This window comes from Paracoccus binzhouensis, from assembly GCF_016446475.1.
GTDB lineage: Bacteria > Pseudomonadota > Alphaproteobacteria > Rhodobacterales > Rhodobacteraceae > Paracoccus > Paracoccus binzhouensis.
In genome coordinates this window covers 1-22,316 of the sequence record NZ_JAEHFP010000053.1, presented here as the reverse complement: position 1 = coordinate 22,316, position 22,316 = coordinate 1, and the positions used below count along the sequence as shown (strand labels likewise).

Sequence of the window (22,316 nt, the reverse complement as noted above, 5' to 3'; positions counted from 1 at the left end):
GCCGCTCAATGCGTCTCGCGCAGTGGCAGCCTGATGTCCACGCGCAGCCCGCCCTCGGCCCGGTTGGTCAGCGCCAGCGTGCCGCCATGGGTGCGGACCACGTCCTGGGCGATGGACAGGCCCAGCCCGGCGCCGCCGGTATCGGGGCTGCGGCTGGCCTCGCCGCGCACGAAGGGCTCGGTCACCCGGGCCAGCAGCGCCTCGGGGATGCCGGGGCCGTCATCCTCGATCCGGATCAGCGCCGATGTCGGGCCGCGCCGCAATCGCAGCCGCGCCGGCACGGCATAGCGGCGGGCATTGTCCAGCAGGTTGCGGATCGCGCGACGCATCGCCACCGGCCGCAGCGGCATGACCAGCGGCCCGGCACCCGCATAGGCCACGCCGCTATCGGCGCAGAGCTGCGCCAGCAGCCGGTCCAGGTCCACCGGCTGCGACGGCTCGGATTCGCCCCCGCCCGAGCCGGCCTGCAGCAGCCCCTCGGCCATCACTGCCATCTCGTCCAGGATGCGGATCATGGCCTCGCGCTGCTCGGCCTCGTCCAGCAGTTCGGCGCGCAGGCGCAGCCCGGTGATCGGGGTGCGCAGGTCGTGGCCCACGGCGGCCAGCATGCGCATGCGCTCGGCCTCGAAACCGGCGATGCGGCGCTGCATGTCGTTGAAGGCCGCGGCGGCCTCGCGCAGCTCTCCGGCGCCGGTCTCGGTCACGCGGGCGCCGTGGTTGCCGCGGCCGGCGGCCCGCGCCGCCTCGGCCAGAGCGCGCAGCGGCCGGGTCATGCGGCGCACGAAGACCAGCCCCACCGCAAGGGTGCCCAGAAGCGAGGCCAGCAGCGGCGCAAAGAAGCCCTGTTTCCATTGCCAGGCGCTGCGTGCCGGCAGCGGATAGACTAGGGCGTTCAGCCAGTGCCCGGCCTCGGGTCCCTGCACCAGCCGCACCGAGACCAGCATCAGCGGCGCGCGGTTGTCGGCACCGGCCGGGGCGGCGCTTTCGCGGATCAGGATCTGGTGTCCCGGCAACTCGGCGGCCATGTCGGCCTCGTGCATGATCAGCCGCGCGGCGTCGGGCGGGCCCAGCGGCGCCGGATCGACCGAGAAGCGGGTGAAGCCGGTGCTGCTGTTGCGCGGCAGCATCCGCGCCGTTTCCGGATCCGCCGCCTCGAGCGCGGTGACCAGCGCGTGCAGCCGGTGCGCATCGCCCTGAAGCCGGATCGCCCGGTCGAAGGCGGTGCCCTCGCGCGCCATCAGCAGGGCGGCGATCAGGTTGGCGCCCAGAAGCGCCGCGACCAGCAGCAGCGAGAAGCGGGCCGCCAGCCCGGCGGGCAGCAGGCGCCTCATGCCAGGGGTTCCACCTCGGCGGCCAGGCGATAGCCGCCGCCCCATTCGGTGACGATCAGCTGCGGCGCGCGCGGGTTTTCCTCGATCTTGTAGCGCAGCCGGCTGACGGCATTGTCGACGGCCCGGTCATAGGCCCGTGCCTCGCGCCCCGACAGCAGGTCCAGCAGCCGCATTCGCGACAGCACCTGCCCGGGATGGTCCAGCAGCAGGCCCAGCAGCCGGTTCTCGCCCGAGGTCAACGCCACCTCGCGCCCCGAGGCCAGCATCACCACGGCCCGCGCCGGATCATGCACCAGCCCCGAGAAGCGGCGGCGCTGCATGCCGGGTGCGGGCCGTTCCGGCGGTACGCGGCGCAGCACGGCATGGATCCGCGCCAGCAGCTCGCGCGGATCGAAGGGCTTGGTGACGTAATCGTCGGCCCCCAGGTCCAGCCCCGCGACCCGGTCGCCTTGCGCGCTGCGGGCGGTCAGCAGGATCACCGGCAGGCGGTGGTCGTGCACCAGGGAGCGGCACAGGCTCAGCCCGTCCTCGCCCGGCATCATCACGTCGATGACGGCCAGGTGCACGGGTTCGGCCCCCAGCACCTGGCGGGCCTCGGCGGCGTCCTGGGCCAGGCGGGTGCGAAAGCCGTTGCGGCGCAGGTATTGGCCCAGCGGCTCGCGGATGTCGCGCGCGTCGTCGACGATCAGGATGCGCGGTTCGATGGCGTCGGTCATAGGCATCTGCCTGCTGTGGAACGGAATGCGACGGCGGCACCGCAGGCGCCGCCGCCGAAAGCATGGTGGCGCATGCGCGACGCATGCGCCATGGGCGCCGGGATCAGAAGGTCGAGGTCAGCCCCAGGTAGAAGGCGCGCCCCGGCTCGTTGAACGTATTCGCCCCGGTGCTGGCGTCGGTGCGCAGCACCGTCTTGTCGAACAGGTTCGTCACCCCGGCCGAGAGCCGCGCCTTGTCGGTCATGTCCCAGGTCGCGCCCAGGTTGACCAGCGTATAGGGGTCGCGCTCGTTCGTCTCGTCGAACTCGGCATTGGTGATCGAGCTGACCGTGGCGGCGTCGATCTTGCCATAATGCGTCGCCGCCAGCGTCACCGTCACCGTATCCGAGGCGAACCAGTCCAGCGAGGCGTTGACCGTGTAATCCGGCACCAGGCTCAGCGGCTGGCCGTCGTCCTTTTCGGATTTGATCATCTTGGTGAAGTTGGCGTTGAAGGCGAAACGCTCGCCCAGATCGGTCGAGAAGTTGCCCTCCAGCCCCGAGATGACCGCCTTGCCCTGGTTTTCCCAGCGATACAGCCGGCCGTCGTCGCTGTTGTCGTTATACTGAACGAAGCCCGAGCCGATGCGGTTGTCGTAGTCGTTATGGAAATAGGTCAGGCTGGCCTCGATGCCGTTGGCGCCGACATAGGCGACGCCGATTTCCTTGTTGAGGCTCTTCTCGGGCTCCAGGTCCGGGTTGCCGAGGACATAGCAGGGACCGGACAGCCGCACCCCGTCGACATAGGGGCAGCCGTTGCCGCGGGTGACGTAGACGTAGTTCGGATTCAGCTGGAACAGGTTCGGCACCTTGAAGGCGCGCGCGACGCCGACCTTCATCGACCATGCGTCGTTGAAGCGCCAGGTCGCGTTCAGGCTGGGCGACCAGTTCGAGCCGAAATTGTCGTTGTAGTCGAAGCGCAGGCCCGGCGTCAGGGTCAGCTGCTCGTTCCATTCGATATTCGCCTCGGCGTAAAGGCCGATGGTGTTCTGCTCGGTCTTGGGATCGCGGTCGGCCGCATCCTCGGGCACGCCGGTGCCGCCGCCCACTTCCGGCGGCAGGGTGTTGGTGGTCGAGACCGAATCGTCCATGAACTCGCCGCGGTAATCGGCGCCCAGGGTCACCCGGCTGGCCTTGGAGCCCAGATTCATCGGCAGGATCCATTCGGACTTGGCCGAGATCGTGTCGAGGTCGATGGTCCGGTATTCGTAGGCGTCGTCCTCGCCATCGCCGTCGGTATCGACGCAATAGACGTAGTTGTCCTCGGGGCCGCCGGCATTGCCGGTGCAGAGCCGGGTGTTGCCGGTGTTTTCCCACTGGATGTAGCTGTTCGATTCGCCGAAGTCGTATTCGCCGCGATGGGTCAGCGAGAAGGTGCGGCGATACATCCGACTGGTTTCGGTGCCGAACAGCTCGGCTTGTTCCTCGTCCACCGCGCCGCTGCGGGTGTCGCCGGCGAAGTCGTTGCCCTGGCGCGAGAAATCCATCTGGAAATCGAGATGATGACCGGGGGCGAGGTTCCAGCTCAGCAGCGCGCCCAGGTCCTTGTTGGTCACGCCCTCGCTGCCCGCCAGCGGCGGCAGCGCCTCGCCGGTCTCGGGGTCGGTGCGCGGCGGGTTCAGGTCGGCGGCATCGCCATCGGTGCGGTTGTAATTGCCGAACAGGCGGAAGGTCAGCGTCTCGCCCAACGGGCCGGCCAGCATGAAGTTGGCGCGGTTGGTGCTGCCTTCCTTGCTGTTTTCCGGCACGTCGGTGTGCATCGACACCTGCCCGGTGAAGGTCTCGGGCCGCTTGGTGATGATGTTGACCACCCCGCCCGAGGCGCCCGAGCCATAGCGTGCCGCGGCCGGGCCGCGGATCACCTCGATCCGCTCGATCATCTCGGCAGGCACCCAGTTGGAATCGCCGCGGGTGTCGCGTTCGCCGCCGCGGCTCATCTTGACCGCGTTGCGCGACATGACCGGCTTGCCGTCGATCAGGATCAGCGTGTTTTCCGGCCCCATGCCGCGAATGTCGATCTGGCGCTGGTTGCCGCGCTGGCCGGTGGCGGTGGCGCCGGTCAGGTTGACGCCCGGCATCTTGCGCACGATCTCGGAAATGTCGTTGACCGGCGGGAGTTTCTCGATGTCCTCGGCGGTCACGGTCGAGGTGCCGAGCGCCTGCTTGGCCTGTTCCTCGGCCGAGATCACCACGGTATCGAGGACGATGGTGTCGTCGGTGGTTGCGGTCGTGGTGGTGGTCTCCTGCGCCAGGGCGGAACCGGCGAGGACCGGCAGTGACATCAGCAGACAGAGTGCGGTGCCCGTGGTCGGGCGCGGGAAAAGCGTCGCCATCGCTTGCTCCTGTGGAAGGGATCGGGAATGGCTGGCGGTGCGCGTGCTGGCCCGCTTCAAGCATTTGTGAACCGAAGCATCAATCCGGGCCCGGGATTCTTTTGTCGCGAAATGTCGCAAGGTTGCGAGCCGGGCGATCGCTTCCGGGGGGAGGAGCTTTTGCCTGGCCGATCCCGGAGGCTGCTTCTTGACGATATATTCATATTCTTGTAGATATGCAAAAATGATGAGCGGAACCCTTCCCGAGCCCGGCCGGATTGACCCCGAAGCCATGCGGAGCGCGGCCGGCGCGGCCAGCGAATTCCTGAAATCCCTGGGCAATCAGCACCGGCTGATGATTCTGTGCGCGCTCAGCTCGGGCGAGAAATCGGTGGGCCAGCTTGCCGAATTCCTCGGCATCCGCGACTCGACGGTGTCGCAGCATCTGGCGCTGCTTCGGCGCGACCGGATCATCGCGGGCCGGCGCGCGGGGCAGGTGATCTGGTATCGCATCGAAAGCGAGCCCGCCCGCCGCGTCATGGCGGTGCTTTACGAAAGCTTCTGCGCCGCCTGATTGCGGCGGCCGCGCAGCGCGCAGATCGCCTCGTGCTGGCTCAGGAACACCCCCCGACAGGTGGTCCAGGAAATCGCTGCGCCGCAGCCGGTCCATGACCGGGCCCTTGACCTCGGACAGGTGCAGCCTGATCCTGCCCTCGGCCAGCCGGCGATTGATTTCCCTAAGGCTCTCCAGCGCGCTTGCGTCGATGTCGTTCACCGCCGGGCACATCAGCACCACATGTCGCAGCCGCGGTCGGTCGGCGACCAGGGCGGCGATGCGATCCTCGAGAAAGCGCGAATTGGCGAAATACAGGCTTTCATCGACGCGCAGCGACAGGATCTCGGGCCAGGTGATGACCGCGTGGCGCTCGACATTGCGGAAATGCTCGGTCCCCGGCACCTGGCCGACCATCGCGGAATGTGGGCGCGCGCTGCGGTAAAGCTGCATGACCAGCGACAGGATCACCCCGGCGCTGATGCCCTGCTCGACGCCCGCCAGCAGCGTGACCAGGATCGTGGCCGCCATCGCCAGGAAATCGCGCGGCGAATAGGTCAGGATGCGGGCGATGGCGCGCAGATCGACCAGCGACAGCACCGCCAGGATGATGGTCGCGGCCAGCACCGCCTGTGGCAGGTCCGCCAGAAACGGGGTCAGAAACAGCGCCGCCAGCGCGATGCCGAGGGTGGTGAAAATGCCCGCCGCCGGGGTTTGCGCCCCCGCATCATGGTTCACCACCGAGCGCGCGAAGCCGCCGGTCACCGGGTAGCCTCCGGTCAGCCCGACGGCGATATTGGCGGCGCCGAGCCCGATCAGTTCCTGGTCCGGCGCGATGCGCTCGCGCCGCCGCGCCGCCAGGGTCTGCCCGACCGAGACCGACTCGACGAAGCCCACGACCGAGATCAGCAGCGCCGCCGGGGCCAGCGCCAGCAGCAGCTCGGGGGCCAGCGCGGGCAGGGCGGGTCTTGGCAACGCTTGCGGGATCGCGGCGACCAGCTTGACGCCGCGCGCGCCCAGGTCCAGCGCCCTGACCAGCAGGATCGAGACGGCGATGGCAAGGATGGGTGCCGCGCGGGCCAGCATGTCGGCCGGCCAGCCGGGCCGGCCCGCGCCCGTCAGGGCCGGCCGCGCCCAAAGCCGCGCCGCCCCCAAGAAAGGTCAGCGCACCAAGCCCGATAGCCAGCGTCCATGGATTCGTCCGGCCTATCTGCCCGGCAAGCGCCGGGAGGATCTCGACCAGCGTGGTGCCTGCGACCTCGATGCCGAGGACATGGCGGACCTGTCCCGCCGCGATCAGGATGCCCGAGGCGGTGATGAAGCCCAAGATCACCGGATGGCTGAGGAAATTCGCCAGGAAGCCCAGCCGGAACAGGCCCGCTGCGACCAGCATCGCGCCCGAAAGCAGCGCCAGCCCGGCAGCGGCCACCGGCGGGCTTGCCAGCCCCTGCGCCACCACCGGCCCGATGGCCGAGGCGGTCATCAGCGATACCACCGCCACCGGCCCCACTGCCAGCACCCGCGAGGTGCCATAGGCCACCAGCGGCAGGATCGGGGCGTAGAGCCCGACCTCGGGCGGCAGGTCGGCGAGCATCGCATAGGCAAGGTTTTGCGGGATCAGCATGACGGTCACGATCGCCGCCGCCAGCAGGTTGGCGCCCAGCGTCGCGCCGTCATAACCGCGTGTCCAGTGCAGCGGCAGCAGACGGCTGGGCGTCATGGACGCAGCCAGCGCGTCAGGGCGATGCCCGCGACCATGGCGGCGACGAAGATCGCCGCGTCGGGCTGGCCCAGGCCAAGGGCGGGAATCGCGCCTCCGGGGCAGAAGCCGGCGATGCCCCAGCCGATACCGAACAGCGCCGAGCCGCCGATCAGCGCCGGGTCCAGGTCGCGTCGGGTCGGCAGGTGGAAGCGTGGCGCAAGCAGCGGCTGCAGGCGTTTCAGCACCAGGCGGTAGCCGGCGAAGGTCACGGCCAGCGCCCCGGCCATGACGAAGGCCAGCGACGGATCCCAGTCACCCGCAAGGTCGAAGAAGTTCAGCACCTTGGCCGGGTTGATCATCCCCGACAGCGCGATGCCCGCGCCAAAGATCAGCCCGGCCAGCAGGGCGGTGAGGACCGGCATCTCAGACCCCTCCGATCACGTGGCGGATGACGTAGACCGTGGCGAAGGCGGTCAGCATGAAGGTCAGCGTCGCCACCAGCGAGCGCGGCGACAGCCGCGCATTGCCGCAGACCCCGTGCCCCGAGGTGCAGCCGCCGCCATAGGTCACGCCGATCCCGACCAGCAGCCCGCCCAGCACCAGCAAGGGCCGCGGCACCGGGTTGTCGAAGGGCACCGGCGCCCCAAGCGCCAGCATCAGCGCCGGCGCGGCGGCGGCGCCCAGCAGGAAGGCCGCGCGCCAGCCGCGGCCCTGCGCACCTTGGCCCTCGCCGCCGGGCAGCAGGCCCGAGACGATCCCGGTCATGCCCGCGACCCGGCCGATCAGCGCCATCAGCAGCACCGCCGCCAGCCCGATCAGCGCCCCGCCCAGGGTGGATTGCAGGGGCGTGAACGCGGTCATTTGCGGCCGCAGGTGCTGATGCCGAACAGTGCATAGGCCGGGCAGATACGCGCCAGCGCGGTGACGACCAGCACCGCGCCGACCGCCAGGCTGAGCCATTTCCCGAACCCGGCCAGTCCGGCCAGGAAGGGCAGCAAGATCAGCAGGATACCAAGAACCAGCCGCAGCGAACGGTCGATGCTTCCGACATTGGCTTTCATCGTTACTCTCCCTTGGTTCAATCCCAGGCCGCCTGCAGCAGGTCCAGCGGGATCTTCAGATAGCGGCGGCCGTTCGCCTCGGGTTCGGGCAGGCGGCCGGCATTGGTGTTGATCTGCAGCGCGTGCAGGATCAGCTTGGGCATCGGCAGGGTCTTGTCGCGGGCCTCGCGCAGGGCGACGAAGCGGGTCTCGTCCATGCCGGCGACATGCGGGTTCTTGCGCTTCTGCTCGGCCACGGTGGATGCCCAGCGCGGCTCGCGTCCGCCCGGGCAATAGTCGTGGCCGGTGAAGATCCGGGTCTGGTCCGGCAGGGCCAGGATGGCCTGGATCGAGTTCCACAGCACATGCGCATCGCCGCCGGGAAAGTCGGCCCGCGCGGTGCCGCTGTCGGGCATGAACAGCGTGTCATGCACGAAGGCTGCATCGCCGATGACATAGGTGATCGAGGCGAGCGTATGGCCGGGCGAGAGCATCACCCGCGCGGGGATATTGCCGACCGCAAAAGTCTCGCCATCGGCGAAGAGCCTGTCCCATTGCGAGCCATCGGCGGGAAAGTCCGGCCAGTGGTAATAGCCCTTCCACAGCGTCTGGACCTCGGTCACCTTCTCGCCGATGGCGGTGGGGGCGCCGGTCCGGCGCTTGAGGTAATCGGCGGCCGAGAAATGGTCGGCATGGGGATGGGTGTCCAGGATCCACTGCACCTCGTAGCCCTTGTCTGCGACGAAGCGCAGGATCCGGTCGGCCTGGATCGTCGCCGTGGCGCCGGATTTCTCGTCGTAATCCAGCACCGGGTCGATGATCGCGCATTGCTTCGTCTCGGGGTCGGCCACGACATATTGCACCGAGCCGGTGCGCGCCTCGTAGAACCCTGTCACTTCCGGGGCCATAGTCATGGGAAAACCTCTTGATCTGATCGCGGCATCTGGAATTTCTTCCCTATATATTCACTTATGCGAATATATGCAACAGAGGGATGCGCGGCGAAACGCCCCAGGCGGACGATGTAAAAAGGCCGGGCCTTGCGGCCCGGCCCGATGGGAAAACGGGGGATGCGACCGGTCAGTCCTCCAGCGGCTTGCCGGCGGTTTCGCGGGCCAGCAGCATGGCGATCAGAGCGAGCCCGGCGGCGCCGACCAGATACCAGGCCGGGGCCAGCTTGCTGCCGGTGGCGCCGATCAGCCAGGTCGCCACGAAGGGCGCCGTGCCGCCGAACAGCGCATTGGCGGCGTTGAAGCTGAAGGCGAAGCCGGAATAGCGCACCCGCGTCGGGAAGATCTCGGACAGGAAGCAGGGCAGCGTGCCGTCGTTGATGGTCAGCAGCGCGCCGAAGGCGATCTGGATCAGCACGATGGTGGCGAAGCTGGCGCCGTCGAGCATCTTGAACAGCGGCACCGTCAGCAGGATGAACAGCACCGAGGCGGTGATCAGCGCCGTCTTGCGGCCGAAGCGGTCGGAAAGCTGGCCCATCAGGAAGATCAGGAAGATGTAGACGGCAAGCGACAGGCTGGCGGCGATGAAGGATTCCGTATGCCCCATGCCCATCTCGGTCGAGAGATAGGTTGGCATGTAGCTGAGGATCAGATAGAAGCCCACGGCGTTCAGGCAGGTGGCGCCGAAGGCGATGGCGATCTGTCGGCCGTGGTTGCCGAACAGCTCGCGGATCGGCGTGCGCTCGACGTGATGCGCCTGTTCAAGCTCGCGGAACTTGGGCGTATCCTCCAGCCGCAGCCGGATATAGAGCCCGACCAGCCCCAACGGCAGTGCCAGCAGGAAGGGCAGACGCCAGCCATAGGACTGCATCTGCGCCTCGCTCAGCAGCCAGAACAGCGCCGCCGACATCAGCGACCCGGCCAGGAGCCCCGCCGCGGTCGAGGCGGGCACGATGCTGGTATAGAGCCCGCGGCGATGCGTCGGTGAATATTCGGCGATGAACGAGGTCGCCCCCGCATATTCGCCCGAGGCCGAGAAGCCCTGGACCATGCGCACCACCAGCAGCAGGATCGGCGCGGCGATGCCGATCTGGTGGTAATCGGGCAGCAGCGCGATGACCGTGGTCGCCCCCGACATGATCAGGATCGACCAGGACAGCGCCGTGCGCCGGCCGACCCGGTCGCCGATCGTGCCCCAGATGATGCCGCCCAGCGGCCGGATCACGAAGGAGATGGCGAAGACCGCATAGGTCGCCAGCAGGGCGCTGCCCGGCGCGATGTCGGGAAAGAAGGCGGCGGCGATCACCGTCGCGAAATAGCCATAGGATGCATAGTCGAACCATTCGACGAAATTGCCGATGAAGCTAGCGCCCAGGACCTTTTTCAGGACGCCTTGCGAGCCTTCGGCATCATCGGTCCGGGCGGCCGCTTGCGCGGCCACGGAATGCGACATGATTTTTCCTCCCTTGGGGTTCTTGTGCCGGCCCCTCCTGCCGGCGCGCAGGATGCGAAGCGGCCCGCCTGGCGGGCGCCGGCGGGCCGCTGGGGGATCAGGCCGCCTTGGCCTTGCCCTTCACGATCAGATGCTCGGGGCCGTAGGGGAAGCCGGTGATGTTGCGGTTGCCGGCCTCCTCGATCACCAGGATGTCGTGTTCGCGGTAGCCGCCGGCCCCGAGCATGCCCTCGGGGATGGTGATCATCGGCTCCATCGAGACCACCATGCCGGGCTCCAGAACGGTGTCGCAATCCTCGCGCAGTTCCAGCCCGGCCTCGCGGCCGTAATAGTGGCAGAGCACGCCGAAGCTGTGGCCATAGCCGAAGCTGCGATATTGCAGCAGGTTCTCGGCCGCATACATCTCGTTCAGTTCCGCGGCGATCTCCGAGCATTTCTTGCCCGGCACCAGCAGTTCCTTGCCGCGGTCATGGACCTTGCAGTTGAACTCCCACAGCCGGATATGCTCGTCGCTGGCATGTTCGGCGAACAGCGTGCGCTCCAGCGCGACGTAATAGCCGGCGACCATCGGGAAGCAGTTCAGCGACAGGATATCGCCGGCCTCGATCTTGCGCGAGGTGACGGGGTTGTGCGCGCCATCGGTGTTGATGCCCGACTGGAACCAGGTCCAGGTGTCCAGCAACTCGGCATGCGGCCAGGTTCTGGCGATCTCGCGCACCATGCTGGCGGTCGAATGCAATGCCACCTCGTGCTCGGGCACGCCCACCGCTGTCGCCTCGACGCAGGCGGCGCCGCCGACATCGGCGATGCGGGCCATCTCGGTGATATGGGCGATCTCCTCGGCCGACTTGATCATGCGCAGCCGCATGGCGGGGGCGGCGATATCGACGAAATCGACCCCGGGGAATTCCGCTTTCAGCAGGTTCAGCAGGTCGATGTTCACATGGTCGAACTCGATGCCGATGCGCTTGGCGGCGCCGACCAGCTGGCGGATGGCGTGGAAGTAGTTGTCCTTCTGCCAGTCGGTATAGGTGACGTTGCCGCCGAAGGTGCGCCGCCAGGGCTGGCCGCCGTCGATGCCGGCGCTGATCAAGGTCGCCTTGTCATGGTCGACCAGGAAGCCGTAGCGGCGGCCGAACTGGCAATAGAGGAAGTCCGAATAATAGTTGATGTTGTGATACGAGGTGAACAGCGCCGCGTCGATGCCCGCCTGCGCCATATGCGCCCGGATCGCGTCCAGGCGCCGCTGCATCTCGGCCGCCGAGAAGGTCGACTGCGCCTTCTGCCCGTTGCCGACATAGTTCTGAAGTCTTTCGCGTTCGGTCATCCATACTCTCCCGGTTAGGTTTCCTGGAGATTGCCGTCGCATTTGCCCTGCGTCAAAAGACCATTTATAATCATTTCTATTAGAAAATCTTATCCGAGGTGCCATGACGACCGCCCCCCTGAACGCCCTGCGTGCCTTCGAGGCGGTGGCGCGGCTTGGCAGCTTCCGCGCCGCATCCGAGGCGCTTTTCGTGACCCAGCCGGCGGTCAGTCACCAGATCCGGCATCTTGAGGAGTGGTTCGGTGCGCCGCTGTTCGACCGCACCGGGCGGGCCCCCCGGCTGCTGCCCCATGCCCAGGCGCTGGCCCGCGACCTGACCCTGGCCTTCGGCGGCATCGACGCGGCCTGTCTTCGCGCCCGCCATGCGCCCGCCGCCGATTCGCTGGTGGTCGCGGCGATTCCTTCGGTCGCGGTCTGCTGGCTGATCCCGCGCCTGCCGCGGTTTCGCGAAAGGCATCCCGAGGTGCAGCTGCGCGTCATCTACGCCCATCACGGCCACGAGATCGACTTTGGCGACGTGGATCTGGCGTTCACCTTTGCCGCCATGCGGCCAATGGGGGCGGGCTTCCGCTCGGAGCCATTCCTGAGCGGGGTCAGCGTGCCGGTCTGCAGCCCGGCGCTGCTGGATGGCGGGCCGGTCGAGAGCCTGGCACCACAGCGGATGCTGGATTTGGGCCTGCTGCATGATGCGGACCCGGCGGGATGGCAGACCTGGCTGCGACGGGCGGGCCAGCCGGTGCCCGAAACGCTGCCCGGCCCGATCTTCGAGGATTTCAACCTGCTGCGCGCCGCGGCCCTGGCGGGGCAGGGGGTGGCGCTCTGCTCGCTGGCGATGATCGGGCCGGACCTGGCCGAGGGCAGGCTGGTGCGGCTGTCGGACATCGCGGTGCTGGAGCAGTTCGACTATTACCTGACCCAGTCCGACGCCGCGCCGCCCAACAGCGACCGGATCGAGGCCCGGCGGGTCTTCGTCGAATGGCTGATGGCCGAACGGGCGCAGATGGTCCCCTGACATGTCACGCGGCTGGCCAATTTCGCCAGTTCTTTGTAATGTATTGCCGCGGACGGGTCCGCAGGCGGAGGGATCATGTTCGACGGCAATCTGCTGGCCGGTATCCTGCGCGGGCTGGAACTGCGCTCGGCTTCCTTCATCGTCACCGTCTATGGCGATGTGGTGGTGCCGCGGGGTGGCGTGCTTTGGACCGGCACCCTGATCGAGATCTGCGCCCGGGTCGGCATCAGCGAGTCGCTGGTGCGCACCGCCGTCTCGCGCCTGGTGGCCGCCAGCCGCCTGCGCGGCGAGCGCGCCGGGCGGCGCAGCTATTACCGGCTGGACGCCTCGGCCCGCAGGGAATTCGACCAGGCGGCCCGGCTGCTCTATGCGCCCGACCCGGTCCCGCAGGGCTGGCAGATCATCCATGCCCCGGCCCTGACCGAGGATCAGGCCCGGCATCTGCGGCTGGGCCGCATGGGCGGCCATGTCTTCATCCGCCCCGATCGCGGCCAGGAACCGCCCGAGGGCGCGGTGGTCTTCCACGCCGACGATCCGGCCGCGACGGCGGAACTGGCGCGCTACTGGGATCTATCCGCGCTGCAGGCGCGCTATCTCGAGATGCTGGGCCGCTTCGGGGATGTGCTGGAGCCGGCACGGCGCGGCGCGCTGGCGGACGAGACGGCGCTGGTGGTGCGGCTGCTGCTGGTCGAGGTCTATCGCAAGGTGCTGCTGCGCGACCCGCGCCTGCCGGTCCGGGTGCTGCCGCCGGACTGGCAGGGCGGCGCGGCGCGCGACCTGTTCCGCCAGCTTTATGCCGCCCTGTCCCCGGGGGCCGAGCGCCACATCGCCAGCCGTTTCGAGGGCGTGGACGGTTTCCTGCCGGCAAGCACCAAGGAAAGCGCAAGCCGGATGGCCGGAATAGGCTGACGCAACTCCATGACAGGAAAGGACAATCCTGGGTGCGCGCAAAAAACATCACATGGTCAGCGCATTTTTTGCTTCCTGTGTGATGTTTCCCGCGTTATAAGCTGACCAATCGGTCGGCGAATTGGGAGAATCGCCGATCTTTCAACGCAAGGGGAACAGGCATGCAGGAAGCCTTCATCTGCGACGCGGTGCGCACGCCCATCGGGCGCTATGCCGGGGCGCTGGCCTCGGTCAGGGCGGACGATCTGGCGGCGATCCCGCTGAAGGCGCTGATGGAGCGCAATCCGGGCGTGGACTGGTCGGCGGTCGACGACCTGATCTATGGCTGCGCCAACCAGGCGGGCGAGGACAACCGCAATGTCGGCCGCATGGCGGTGCTGCTGGCCGGGATGCCGGTCGGCGTGCCGGCGACCACGGTGAACCGGCTGTGCGGCTCGGGCATGGATGCGGTCGGCATGGCCGCCCGCGCCATCAAGGCGGGCGACTGCGATTTCGTCATCGCCGGCGGCGTCGAAAGCATGACCCGCGCGCCCTTCGTGATGCCCAAGGCGGAAACCGCCTTCTCGCGCGCCAATGCCGTCTATGACACCACCATCGGCTGGCGCTTCGTCAACCCGGCGATGAAGGCACAATACGGCATCGACTCGATGCCGCAGACCGCCGACAACGTCGCCGCCGAATTCGCCATCAGCCGCGCCGACCAGGACGCCTTCGCCGCCCGCAGCCAGGCCCGCTGGGAAGCGGCGCAGAAGGCCGGCATCTTCCGCGACGAGATCGTGCCCGTCACCATCCCGCAGAAGAAGGGCGCGCCCATCGTCTTCGACACCGACGAGCATCCGCGCCCCGGCACCACCGCCGAGGTGCTGGCGAAGCTGAAGGGCGTGAACGGGCCCGAGCTGACGGTGACGGCCGGCAATGCCTCGGGCGTCAACGACGGCGCCGCGGCGCTGGCGATCCTGTCGGCCGAGGCGGCGCAGCGGCACGGCCTGACGCCGAAAGCCCGCATCGTCGCCATGGCCGCGGCGGGGGTCGAGCCGCGCATCATGGGCATAGGCCCGGCCCCTGCGGCGAAAAAGGTTCTGGCGCGCGCGGGACTGACCATCGGGCAGATGGATGTGATAGAATTGAACGAGGCCTTCGCCAGCCAGGCGCTGGCGACCTTGCGCGACCTTGGCCTGCCCGACGATGCCGCCCACGTCAATCCGAACGGCGGCGCCATCGCGATCGGCCATCCGCTTGGCATGTCGGGGGCCCGGCTTGTGACGACGGCGATGTATCAGCTGCATCGCACCGGCGGGCGCTATGCGCTCTGCACCATGTGCATCGGTGTGGGACAGGGGATCGCCATCATCATCGAACGCGTTTGATCCAGGGAGGGATCCAGCCATGTATGCCCAGCTTGTGAAATCCGAAGGCAGCAAATCCCGCGAGGAGATGACGCCCGAGGAGCTCGCCTTCCAGGAGCGCATCGACCGCGGCGAGAAGATCGAGCCCAAGGAATGGATGCCCGAGGGCTATCGCAAGACGCTGATCCGCCAGATCGGCCAGCATGCCCATAGCGAGATCGTCGGCCAGCTGCCCGAGGGCAACTGGATCACCCGCGCCCCCACGCTGGAGCGCAAGGCGATCCTGCTGGCCAAGGTGCAGGACGAGGCCGGGCACGGGCTTTACCTTTACAGCGCCGCCGAGACGCTGGGCGTCAGCCGCGACGAGCTGATGGAACTGCTGCATGCCGGCAAGATGAAATATTCCTCGATCTTCAACTATCCGACGCTGACCTGGGCCGACATGGGCGCGGTGGGCTGGCTGGTCGACGGCGCGGCGATCATGAACCAGGTGCCGCTGCAAAGGACCAGCTACGGTCCCTATTCCCGTGCCATGATCCGCATCTGCAAGGAGGAGTCGTTCCACCAGCGCCAGGGCTACGCGATCATGATGAAGATGGCGCAGGGCACGCCGGCGCAGAAGCGCATGGCGCAGGATGCGCTGAACCGGCTCTGGTATCCGGCGCTGATGATGTTCGGGCCGTCCGACAAGGACTCGGTGCATTCGGCACAGTCGATGGCGTGGAAGATCAAGATGAACACCAATGACGAGCTGCGGCAGAAATTCGTCGACCAGACCGTGCCGCAGGCGGAGTATCTGGGCTTGACCGTTCCGGACCCGAACCTGAAATGGAACGAGGAAAAGGGCGGCTACGATTTCAGCGAGCCGGACTGGTCGGAATTCTACGATGTGCTGGCCGGCAACGGGCCCTGCAACAAGGACCGGCTGGGCGCCCGCGTCAAGGCCTGGGAGGACGGCGCCTGGTTCCGCGAGGCGCTGGTCGTCCATGCTGAAAAGGCCGCCGCCCGCCGGGCGCAGGCCGCCGAGTAACCCGTCACCGCCAGGAACACGCGCCAGCCGCAGAACCAAGTTTAGGGAGAGAACCATGTCCAAGGAATGGCCGCTCTGGGAGGTCTTCATCCGGGGCCAGCACGGGCTGAACCACCGCCATGTCGGCAGCCTGCACGCGCCCGACGCCGAAATGGCGATCATGAACGCCCGCGACGTCTATACCCGCCGCAACGAGGGCGTGTCGATCTGGGTCGTGCCCTCGGCGCAGATCACTGCGTCGAGCCCCTCGGACAAGGGGCCGCTGTTCGAGCCGTCGAACTCCAAGGTCTATCGCCACCCGACCTTCTTCGACATTCCCGACGAAGTGGGGCACATGTGATGCCGTCGCTGCCCGACATGAACACGCCCGAGGTGGCGGACCTTGCCCGGCGCGAGGCCGAGGCCAACCCGAACCATCCCGCCGCGCCGCAGCCCGATGCCGGGCAGGAGGCGTTCTTCGAGGCGCTGCTGCGCATCGGCGACAGCACGCTGATCCTCGGCCATCGCGTGTCCGAATGGTGCGGCCATTCGCCGGCGCTTGAAGAGGACATCGCGCTGGCCAACGTGGCGCTGGACCTGATCGGCCAGACCCAGCTGTGGCTGGGCCTCGCGGCCGAGGTCGAGGGGCAGGGCCGCAGCGCCGATGACCTGGCCTATCTGCGCGACGCCTGGGATTTCCGCAACCTGCTGCTGGTCGAGCGCCCGAACGGCGATTTCGGCCATACGCTGATGCGGCAGTTCCTGTTCGACGCCTGGCACCACGAGCTGCTGAAGGCGCTGTCCGCGTCCTTGGACCCGCGCGTGGCCGAGATCGCGGCCAAGGCCGGCAAGGAGGTTGCCTACCACCTGGAACGCTCCTCCGACCTGGTGGTGCGGCTGGGGGATGGCACCGCGGAAAGCCACCGCCGCATGCAGGAGGCGCTGGACGCGCTCTGGCCCTATACGGGCGAGATGTTCCTGGGCGACGACAAGGATGCCAAGGTCGCGGCGCGTGGCATCTTCCCCGATCCGGCCAGCCTGCGCGCCGGTTGGGACGCCACCCTGCGCCATGTTTTGGGCGAGGCGACCTTGCAGATCCCCGACAGCCCCTTCGCGCACAAGGGCGGCAGGCAGGGCACCCATACCGAGCATCTGGGCTATATCCTGGCCGAGATGCAGTTCCTGCAGCGCGCCTATCCGGGCGCAAGCTGGTAACGGCCATGGCCGCCGCACCCCATCCCGGCGTCGAAGAGGTCTGGGGCTGGCTTTCCGAGGTTCCCGACCCGGAGATTCCGGTCATCAGCCTGACCGACCTGGGCATCATCCGCGATGTCGCGTGGCAGGGCGACACGCTGGTCGTCACTGTCACGCCGACCTATTCCGGCTGCCCGGCGACCAGCATCATCAACCTGGATATCGAGACGGCGCTGCGGGCCCGCGGCATCGACAAGCTGCGGCTGGAGCGGCGGCTGTCGCCGCCCTGGACCACCGACTGGCTGACCGAATCCGGGCGGGAAAAGCTGCGCGCCTATGGCATCGCGCCCCCCATCGACGGCACGGCGGCGGACGGCCAGCTGGCGGGGCGGATCTCGCGGCTGATCGGGGCGGGCGGCAACCTGGCCGTCGCCTGCCCGCGCTGTGGCTCGACCCATACCGAACGAGTCAGCCAGTTCGGCTCGACCCCCTGCAAGGCCAGCTGGCGCTGCAAGGATTGCCTGGAACCCTTTGACTATTTCAAATGCATCTGAGGATGCGCAGCCCGTTATCAGGAAGGATACCCGAATGGCACGCTTCCACCCGCTGAAGGTGACCGATGTCCGGCGCGAGACGCGCGACTCGGTGGTGGTCACGCTGGCCCCGCGCGAGGAGGATCGCGCGCTTTTCGACTTCACCCAGGGCCAGTATCTGACCTTCCGCCGCGAGTTCGACGGCGAGGAGCTGCGCCGCAGCTATTCGATCTGCGCCGGCAAGGACGAGGGCGCGCTGCGCGTCGGCATCAAGCGCGTCGATGGCGGCGCCTTCAGCACCTGGGCGAACGAGAACCTGGCGCCGGGCGACGAGATCGAGGCGATGCCGCCCATGGGCAGGTTCTACAGCGAGATCGATCCGGCCGCCGAACGGCAATACCTGGCCGTCGCCGCCGGTTCCGGCATCACCCCGATCCTGTCGATCATCAAGACGGTCTTGGCGCGCGAGCCGCGCTCGCAGTTCACGCTGGTCTATGCCAACCGCCAGATCAGCTCGATCATGTTCCGCGAAGAGCTGGAGGACCTGAAGAACCTCTACCTGGGCCGCTTCTCGGTGCTGCATGTGCTCAAGGCCGAGGCGCAGGAGATCGACCTGTTCACCGGCCGCATCGACGAGGGCAAGATGGCGGCGCTGTTCCGGCACTGGATCGACCCCAAGGCCATCGACACCGCCTTCATCTGCGGCCCCGAGGGCATGATGCTGACCGTGGCGGCAAGCCTGCGCGAGCACGGGCTGCGCGACGACCAGATCAAGTTCGAGCTGTTCGCCAGCAGCCAGCCCGGTCGCGCCAGGGCCCGCGCCGTGTCGCGCGAGTCCGCGACGCAGGGAAACGGCACCGCGGCCACCGTGACGCTGGACGGCGCCACGCGCAATTTCCAGATGCCGCGCGAGGGCGAGACGATTCTGGACGCCGCCATCGCCAACCACATGGACGCGCCCTATTCCTGCAAGGCCGGGGTATGCTCGACCTGCCGCTGCAAGGTGCTGGAAGGCGAGGTCGAGATGGCGGTGAACCACGCGCTGGAAGATTACGAGGTCCGGGCGGGCTATGTCCTGTCCTGCCAGGCCTATCCGGTCAGCGACCGGGTCGTCGTGACCTATGACGAATGACCGGACGGGAGGGGGAACCATGTCTGACAGCATGAGCATCGAGGACTATCTGGCCCAGGGCGGGGTGCTGACCGCGCCGGGCAACGTGCCGGCCCGCTATCGCGGCGAGCTGCTGCGGCTGATGTCCTCCTTCGTGGACAGCGAGCTGGCTGCCTCGGCCGGTTTCGCCGATGCGATCAACTTCGCGCCCGGCATCAAGGAGCGTATCGCGGCCAGCCGCATCACCCTGGAAAAGGCCGACCACGCCGAACAGGTGCTGGAGGTGATGGGCGATTTCGGCACCGATGTCATGCGCTACCAGACCAGCCACGACTGGGCCGCCCGGGTCGCGCGCGAGGCCGATCTGGGCGCGGCGCGCCGGCCAGGCGACATGCGGCTGTCGGTGTTCCACTATCCGATCACCGGCTGGACCGATGCGGTGGTGATGAACGTGCTGCAGGGCCTGGCGACCGGGGTGCAGATGACCGAGCTGACCCGCGTCTCCTACGGCCCGCTGGCCGAGGTCTTCCGGCAGATCGCTCCGCGCGAGGCCCGCCATGCCCAGCTGGGGCTGGAGGGGCTGGAACGCATCGCCGCCACGCCCGAGGGCAAGGCCGAGATCCTGGCGGCGCTGGATTATTGGCGGCCGCGCGTCGCGGCGGGCTTCGGCCTGGCGCAATCGGCGCGGCACGAGATGCTGCGCCGCCTTGGCCTGCGCCACCAGCCGAACGAGGCGCTGCTGGCGCAATGGGAAGCCCAGCTGCAGGAAGAACTGGCCCGACTGGGCCTGTGAGATGGCGGGCGGCGGGGAAACAGGCCCCGCGCCCTGTCTGAAGAACGCGACCGGAAACGCGAAGGAAACGCATATGAACGCAGTCACCCGCAACCCGCGCCGCCTGGAAAGCTATGTCTGCGGCGCCTGGACGCCCGGGGCGCGCGAAGGCCAGGCGCTGCTGGACGCCGCCACCGGCGAGCCTGTGGCGCTGATCGACTCGACCGGGCTGGATTTCGCCGCGGTGCTGGCGCATGGCCGCGAGGTCGCCGGGCCGGCGCTGCGCCGCATGTCCTTTCACGAGCGGGCGGCGATGCTCAAGGCCCTGGGCCAGGCGCTGATGGCGCAGAAGGAGGAATTCTACGCCGAAAGCCTGCATACCGGCGCCACCCGCGCCGACGGTTGGGTCGATATCGAGGGCGGCATCGGCACCATGCTGACCTATGCCTCGAAGGGCCGGCGCGAGCTGCCGAATACCCGCGTGCTGACCGATGGCGATGTCGAGCTGCTGTCGCGCGACAATACCTTCAGCGCCCAGCACATCCTGTCGCCGCTGCAGGGGGTGGCGGTGCATATCAACGCCTTCAACTTCCCGATCTGGGGGATGCTGGAAAAGATCGCCCCGACCTTGCTGGCCGGGGTGCCCTGCGTGGTGAAGCCGGCCAGCCAGACCGCCTATCTGACCGAGCTGATGGTGCGGCGCATCGTCGAGACCGGCATCCTGCCCGAAGGCGCGCTGCAGCTGATCTGCGGCTCGGTGGGCGACCTGCTGGACCATGTCACCGGACAGGACGCAGTGACCTTCACCGGCTCGGCCTGGACCGGGCGCAAGCTGAAGGCGCATCCGGCGATCATCGCCAATTCCGTGCGCTTCACCATGGAGGCGGACAGCCTGAACGCCTCGATCCTGGGTCCGGACGCCGTGGCGGGCACGCCCGAGTTCGAGCTGTTCGTGAAGGAGGTGGCGCGCGAGATGACGGTGAAGGCGGGGCAGAAATGCACCGCGATCCGCCGGGTGATCGCGCCGCGCGCGCAGGTGCAGGCGTTGGTCGCGGCGCTGGGGGAACGGCTGGGCAAGACCGCGCTGGGCCTGCCGGGCGAGGAAGCCACGCGCATGGGCCCGCTGGCGAGCCTCGACCAGCGGCAGGAGGTGCGCGAGCGCATCCGCGAGTTGCAGGCGGTGGCCGAGATCGTGGCCGGCGATCCCGAGGAAGTGCGCGTTGCCTCGGGCGATGCCGGCAAGGGCGCCTTCCTGAACCCGGTGCTGATGTATGCCGAAAAGCCCTTTTCGGCCGCCGCCGTGCATGAGGTCGAGGCCTTCGGTCCCGTGTCCACCGTCCTGCCCTATGACGACCTGGACGAGGCGATCCGTCTGACCCGGCTGGGCAAGGGTTCGCTGGTCTCCTCGGTCTTCACCGACGATCCCCGGGTGGCCGAGGAAGTGGTGCTGGGTGTCGCGCCCTTCCACGGCCGGGTGCTGATCGGCAACCGCGCCTCGGCCAAAAGCTCGACCGGGCACGGCTCGCCCCTGGCGCCGCTGGTCCATGGCGGGCCGGGCCGGGCTGGCGGCGGCGAGGAGATGGGGGGCATCCGCGGCGTCAAGCATTACATGCAGCGCACCGCCGTGCAGGGCGCGCCGCGGCTGCTGTCCGCGGTCACCGGCCGCTGGATCGAGGGGGCGGATGCGCAGCAGGGCGTGCATCCCTTCCGCAAGTCGCTGGCCGAGCTGCGCATCGGCGACCAGCTGGTCACGGCGACGCGCACCATCACTCGCGAGGATGTCGAGCATTTCGCGCATTTCACCGGCGACACCTTCTATGCCCATATGGACGAGGCGGCGGCCAAGGCGAATCCGTTCTTCGACGACCGCGTGGCGCATGGCTACCTGATCGCCAGTTTCGCGGCCGGCCTGTTCGTCGAGCCGAATCCGGGCCCGGTGTTGGCCAATTACGGCGTGGACAACCTGCGCTTCCTGACGCCGGTCTATTTCGGCGACACGCTGCAGGTGCGGCTGACCTGCAAGGAGATCAACCCGCGCCAGAATGCCGATCACGGCGAGGTGCGCTGGGACTGCCGGGTCACCAACCAGAAGGGCGAGGTCGTGGCGCAATACGACGTGCTGACCATGGTGGCCAAGGAGTGGCCTCTGGTCTCGTGATGGCATCGTGCTGGTCATCGACGCATCGGCCTTCATCCACCTCGAGGCTGTGGTGATCGGCGACGTGATTGCCTGGAAGTGGCCGGGCAGGGCTTCTATCAGCAGCTTGCCGTCGGGCGAAGGAGAAGCTGGCCCCGGCGGTGGCGCTGACCGAGGTAGAGCCGAACCGGCGCCGCGCCGAGGCGCCGCAGTATGATCTGTTGGTGATGGCGCGGAACGGGCGTTGCGGGTGAATGGTAAGAGCAAGTACGCACTCTACGCTTTGCTGAGCGCCGATCACCACCTTTTTAGTATGAGAAAACAGCAGACTGCACGCCATATCCCGATCCAGTCCTCCAGGCTCCGGGTGGTCGCGACACCCATACAGAGCTTTGGTCGCAGACATAGCGCGGCAAAGTGCATGTTTAAATAGACACGGGCCTTGTTCTTTTATCAGTATAGCAGCGAGCACCACCACTACCAACCGGCGCATATCTCTGCACAATGCCGCTTCGAATGTAGAACTGATTGTTACACGCTGCAAATCTACTGGAGCAAAAACTATTCCCGCTAACTTGCACAGTCATCGGGCTATATCTTGAAGCTGATGCGCCGCCGAAGCACTGCGAAACGGCCATCCCATTCACATAATTTCTAACTTCAGTTCCATCCGCCAGATAACGTACTTCAACTGGCATAGTATTAAAGAGTGGATGTGCATCTAGCAGGGTTACCGACTGCCCCGACCATGAGGCAAGATCATCCTCATTCACACCACAAGAAGCTAGGTTGTGTTGACAAAAAGGATTCCCCTGCGCGTCTGGCTGTGATTCAAGATCATCTCTACGTGGGAGGTGACCTTGGCACGCAA

At 67.5% G+C, this 22,316-nt stretch carries 20 protein-coding genes and 1 pseudogene; 11 read left to right on the top strand and 10 right to left on the bottom strand.

From position 1 onward, the window contains the following. Positions 1-5: 5 nt before the first annotated feature. The 3 genes from I9P22_RS13150 to I9P22_RS13140 form a co-directional block, all read right to left on the bottom strand. A complete protein-coding gene (locus I9P22_RS13150) occupies positions 6-1,331 on the bottom strand; it encodes an ATP-binding protein (protein ID WP_199259944.1) in 1,326 nt (441 codons plus the stop codon). Further along, entirely contained in the window at positions 1,328-2,047 is a 720-nt protein-coding gene (locus I9P22_RS13145; RefSeq protein WP_199259943.1) for a response regulator, read from the bottom strand. Before I9P22_RS13145 ends, I9P22_RS13150 begins: the two co-directional genes overlap by 4 nt. Before the next feature lie 103 nt (positions 2,048-2,150). Further along, entirely contained in the window at positions 2,151-4,418 is a 2,268-nt protein-coding gene (locus I9P22_RS13140) for a FepA family TonB-dependent siderophore receptor (RefSeq protein ID WP_199259942.1), read from the bottom strand. Positions 4,419-4,641: 223 nt separating this feature from the next. Between I9P22_RS13140 and I9P22_RS13135 the strand changes: the two genes are divergently transcribed. Next, positions 4,642-4,971, top strand: a complete 330-nt coding sequence (locus I9P22_RS13135; RefSeq protein WP_199259941.1) for an ArsR/SmtB family transcription factor — start codon at positions 4,642-4,644, stop codon at positions 4,969-4,971. Here the strand turns inward: I9P22_RS13135 and I9P22_RS25065 are convergent. The 7 genes and pseudogenes from I9P22_RS25065 to I9P22_RS13100 all read right to left on the bottom strand — a co-directional run bounded on the left by I9P22_RS25065 (position 4,947) and on the right by I9P22_RS13100 (position 11,422). Further along, positions 4,947-6,670 (bottom strand): annotated as a pseudogene (locus I9P22_RS25065) (SulP family inorganic anion transporter). The gene I9P22_RS13135 and the pseudogene I9P22_RS25065 overlap by 25 nt on opposite strands. Beyond that, a complete protein-coding gene (locus I9P22_RS13125) occupies positions 6,667-7,074 on the bottom strand; it encodes a DUF6691 family protein (RefSeq protein ID WP_199259940.1) in 408 nt (135 codons plus the stop codon). The pseudogene I9P22_RS25065 and the gene I9P22_RS13125 overlap by 4 nt, the downstream one beginning before the upstream one ends. A 1-nt stretch (position 7,075) precedes the next feature. Continuing rightward, positions 7,076-7,513: a YeeE/YedE family protein gene (locus I9P22_RS13120; protein WP_199259939.1), complete on the bottom strand. Its 438-nt coding sequence runs from the start codon at positions 7,511-7,513 to the stop codon at positions 7,076-7,078. Then, positions 7,510-7,713 (bottom strand): YgaP family membrane protein, encoded by a 204-nt coding sequence (locus I9P22_RS13115; protein WP_199259938.1) that lies wholly within the window; start codon positions 7,711-7,713, stop codon positions 7,510-7,512. Before I9P22_RS13115 ends, I9P22_RS13120 begins: the two co-directional genes overlap by 4 nt. 17 nt (positions 7,714-7,730) lie before the next feature. Then, positions 7,731-8,606: an MBL fold metallo-hydrolase gene (locus tag I9P22_RS13110; protein ID WP_199259937.1), complete on the bottom strand. Its 876-nt coding sequence runs from the start codon at positions 8,604-8,606 to the stop codon at positions 7,731-7,733. 166 nt (positions 8,607-8,772) lie between these two features. Then, positions 8,773-10,095: an MFS transporter gene (locus I9P22_RS13105; RefSeq protein WP_199259936.1), complete on the bottom strand. Its 1,323-nt coding sequence runs from the start codon at positions 10,093-10,095 to the stop codon at positions 8,773-8,775. 97 nt (positions 10,096-10,192) lie between these two features. Next, positions 10,193-11,422, bottom strand: a complete 1,230-nt coding sequence (locus I9P22_RS13100; protein WP_199259935.1) for an aminopeptidase P family protein — start codon at positions 11,420-11,422, stop codon at positions 10,193-10,195. 103 nt (positions 11,423-11,525) lie between these two features. On the opposite strand from I9P22_RS13100, the gene I9P22_RS13095 reads away from it, so the two are divergent. The 10 genes from I9P22_RS13095 to paaZ all read left to right on the top strand — a co-directional run bounded on the left by I9P22_RS13095 (position 11,526) and on the right by paaZ (position 21,466). After that, the gene (locus I9P22_RS13095) at positions 11,526-12,434 is read left to right on the top strand and encodes a LysR substrate-binding domain-containing protein (protein ID WP_199259934.1); all 909 of its coding nucleotides are present in this window, start codon (positions 11,526-11,528) and stop codon (positions 12,432-12,434) included. A 75-nt stretch (positions 12,435-12,509) separates the two neighbouring features. Next, positions 12,510-13,343, top strand: a complete 834-nt coding sequence (locus I9P22_RS13090; protein WP_199259933.1) for a PaaX family transcriptional regulator — start codon at positions 12,510-12,512, stop codon at positions 13,341-13,343. Positions 13,344-13,504: 161 nt separating this feature from the next. Continuing rightward, the gene (gene pcaF / locus I9P22_RS13085) at positions 13,505-14,710 is read left to right on the top strand and encodes a 3-oxoadipyl-CoA thiolase (RefSeq protein ID WP_199259932.1); all 1,206 of its coding nucleotides are present in this window, start codon (positions 13,505-13,507) and stop codon (positions 14,708-14,710) included. Positions 14,711-14,729: 19 nt separating this feature from the next. Beyond that, positions 14,730-15,719: a 1,2-phenylacetyl-CoA epoxidase subunit PaaA gene (gene paaA / locus I9P22_RS13080; protein ID WP_199259931.1), complete on the top strand. Its 990-nt coding sequence runs from the start codon at positions 14,730-14,732 to the stop codon at positions 15,717-15,719. Positions 15,720-15,774: 55 nt separating this feature from the next. After that, positions 15,775-16,059 carry a 1,2-phenylacetyl-CoA epoxidase subunit PaaB gene (paaB, locus tag I9P22_RS13075; RefSeq protein ID WP_199259930.1) on the top strand — a complete coding sequence of 95 codons (285 nt, stop codon included), beginning with the start codon at positions 15,775-15,777 and terminating at the stop codon, positions 16,057-16,059. Next, positions 16,059-16,913: a 1,2-phenylacetyl-CoA epoxidase subunit PaaC gene (gene paaC / locus I9P22_RS13070; RefSeq protein ID WP_199259929.1), complete on the top strand. Its 855-nt coding sequence runs from the start codon at positions 16,059-16,061 to the stop codon at positions 16,911-16,913. Before paaB ends, paaC begins: the two co-directional genes overlap by 1 nt. A gap of 5 nt (positions 16,914-16,918) precedes the next feature. After that, positions 16,919-17,446 carry a 1,2-phenylacetyl-CoA epoxidase subunit PaaD gene (paaD, locus tag I9P22_RS13065; protein WP_199259928.1) on the top strand — a complete coding sequence of 176 codons (528 nt, stop codon included), beginning with the start codon at positions 16,919-16,921 and terminating at the stop codon, positions 17,444-17,446. Positions 17,447-17,480: 34 nt separating this feature from the next. Continuing rightward, positions 17,481-18,557: a 1,2-phenylacetyl-CoA epoxidase subunit PaaE gene (gene paaE, locus I9P22_RS13060; RefSeq protein WP_199259927.1), complete on the top strand. Its 1,077-nt coding sequence runs from the start codon at positions 17,481-17,483 to the stop codon at positions 18,555-18,557. 19 nt (positions 18,558-18,576) lie between these two features. Next, entirely contained in the window at positions 18,577-19,329 is a 753-nt protein-coding gene (locus I9P22_RS13055) for a Phenylacetic acid catabolic protein (protein WP_199259926.1), read from the top strand. A gap of 73 nt (positions 19,330-19,402) precedes the next feature. After that, the gene (gene paaZ / locus I9P22_RS13050) at positions 19,403-21,466 is read left to right on the top strand and encodes a phenylacetic acid degradation bifunctional protein PaaZ (protein ID WP_199259925.1); all 2,064 of its coding nucleotides are present in this window, start codon (positions 19,403-19,405) and stop codon (positions 21,464-21,466) included. Positions 21,467-22,316 lie beyond the last annotated feature (850 nt).

Coding starts and splice junctions, on each gene's coding strand:
- I9P22_RS13150 (WP_199259944.1), bottom strand. CDS start 1,331: ATGAGGCGCCTGCTGCCCGCCGGGCTGGCGGCCCGCTTCTCGCTGCTG.
- I9P22_RS13145 (WP_199259943.1), bottom strand. CDS start 2,047: ATGACCGACGCCATCGAACCGCGCATCCTGATCGTCGACGACGCGCGC.
- I9P22_RS13140 (WP_199259942.1), bottom strand. CDS start 4,418: ATGGCGACGCTTTTCCCGCGCCCGACCACGGGCACCGCACTCTGTCTG.
- I9P22_RS13135 (WP_199259941.1), top strand. CDS start 4,642: ATGATGAGCGGAACCCTTCCCGAGCCCGGCCGGATTGACCCCGAAGCC.
- I9P22_RS13125 (WP_199259940.1), bottom strand. CDS start 7,074: ATGCCGGTCCTCACCGCCCTGCTGGCCGGGCTGATCTTTGGCGCGGGC.
- I9P22_RS13120 (WP_199259939.1), bottom strand. CDS start 7,513: ATGACCGCGTTCACGCCCCTGCAATCCACCCTGGGCGGGGCGCTGATC.
- I9P22_RS13115 (WP_199259938.1), bottom strand. CDS start 7,713: ATGAAAGCCAATGTCGGAAGCATCGACCGTTCGCTGCGGCTGGTTCTT.
- I9P22_RS13110 (WP_199259937.1), bottom strand. CDS start 8,606: ATGACTATGGCCCCGGAAGTGACAGGGTTCTACGAGGCGCGCACCGGC.
- I9P22_RS13105 (WP_199259936.1), bottom strand. CDS start 10,095: ATGTCGCATTCCGTGGCCGCGCAAGCGGCCGCCCGGACCGATGATGCC.
- I9P22_RS13100 (WP_199259935.1), bottom strand. CDS start 11,422: ATGACCGAACGCGAAAGACTTCAGAACTATGTCGGCAACGGGCAGAAG.
- I9P22_RS13095 (WP_199259934.1), top strand. CDS start 11,526: ATGACGACCGCCCCCCTGAACGCCCTGCGTGCCTTCGAGGCGGTGGCG.
- I9P22_RS13090 (WP_199259933.1), top strand. CDS start 12,510: ATGTTCGACGGCAATCTGCTGGCCGGTATCCTGCGCGGGCTGGAACTG.
- pcaF (WP_199259932.1), top strand. CDS start 13,505: ATGCAGGAAGCCTTCATCTGCGACGCGGTGCGCACGCCCATCGGGCGC.
- paaA (WP_199259931.1), top strand. CDS start 14,730: ATGTATGCCCAGCTTGTGAAATCCGAAGGCAGCAAATCCCGCGAGGAG.
- paaB (WP_199259930.1), top strand. CDS start 15,775: ATGTCCAAGGAATGGCCGCTCTGGGAGGTCTTCATCCGGGGCCAGCAC.
- paaC (WP_199259929.1), top strand. CDS start 16,059: ATGCCGTCGCTGCCCGACATGAACACGCCCGAGGTGGCGGACCTTGCC.
- paaD (WP_199259928.1), top strand. CDS start 16,919: ATGGCCGCCGCACCCCATCCCGGCGTCGAAGAGGTCTGGGGCTGGCTT.
- paaE (WP_199259927.1), top strand. CDS start 17,481: ATGGCACGCTTCCACCCGCTGAAGGTGACCGATGTCCGGCGCGAGACG.
- I9P22_RS13055 (WP_199259926.1), top strand. CDS start 18,577: ATGTCTGACAGCATGAGCATCGAGGACTATCTGGCCCAGGGCGGGGTG.
- paaZ (WP_199259925.1), top strand. CDS start 19,403: ATGAACGCAGTCACCCGCAACCCGCGCCGCCTGGAAAGCTATGTCTGC.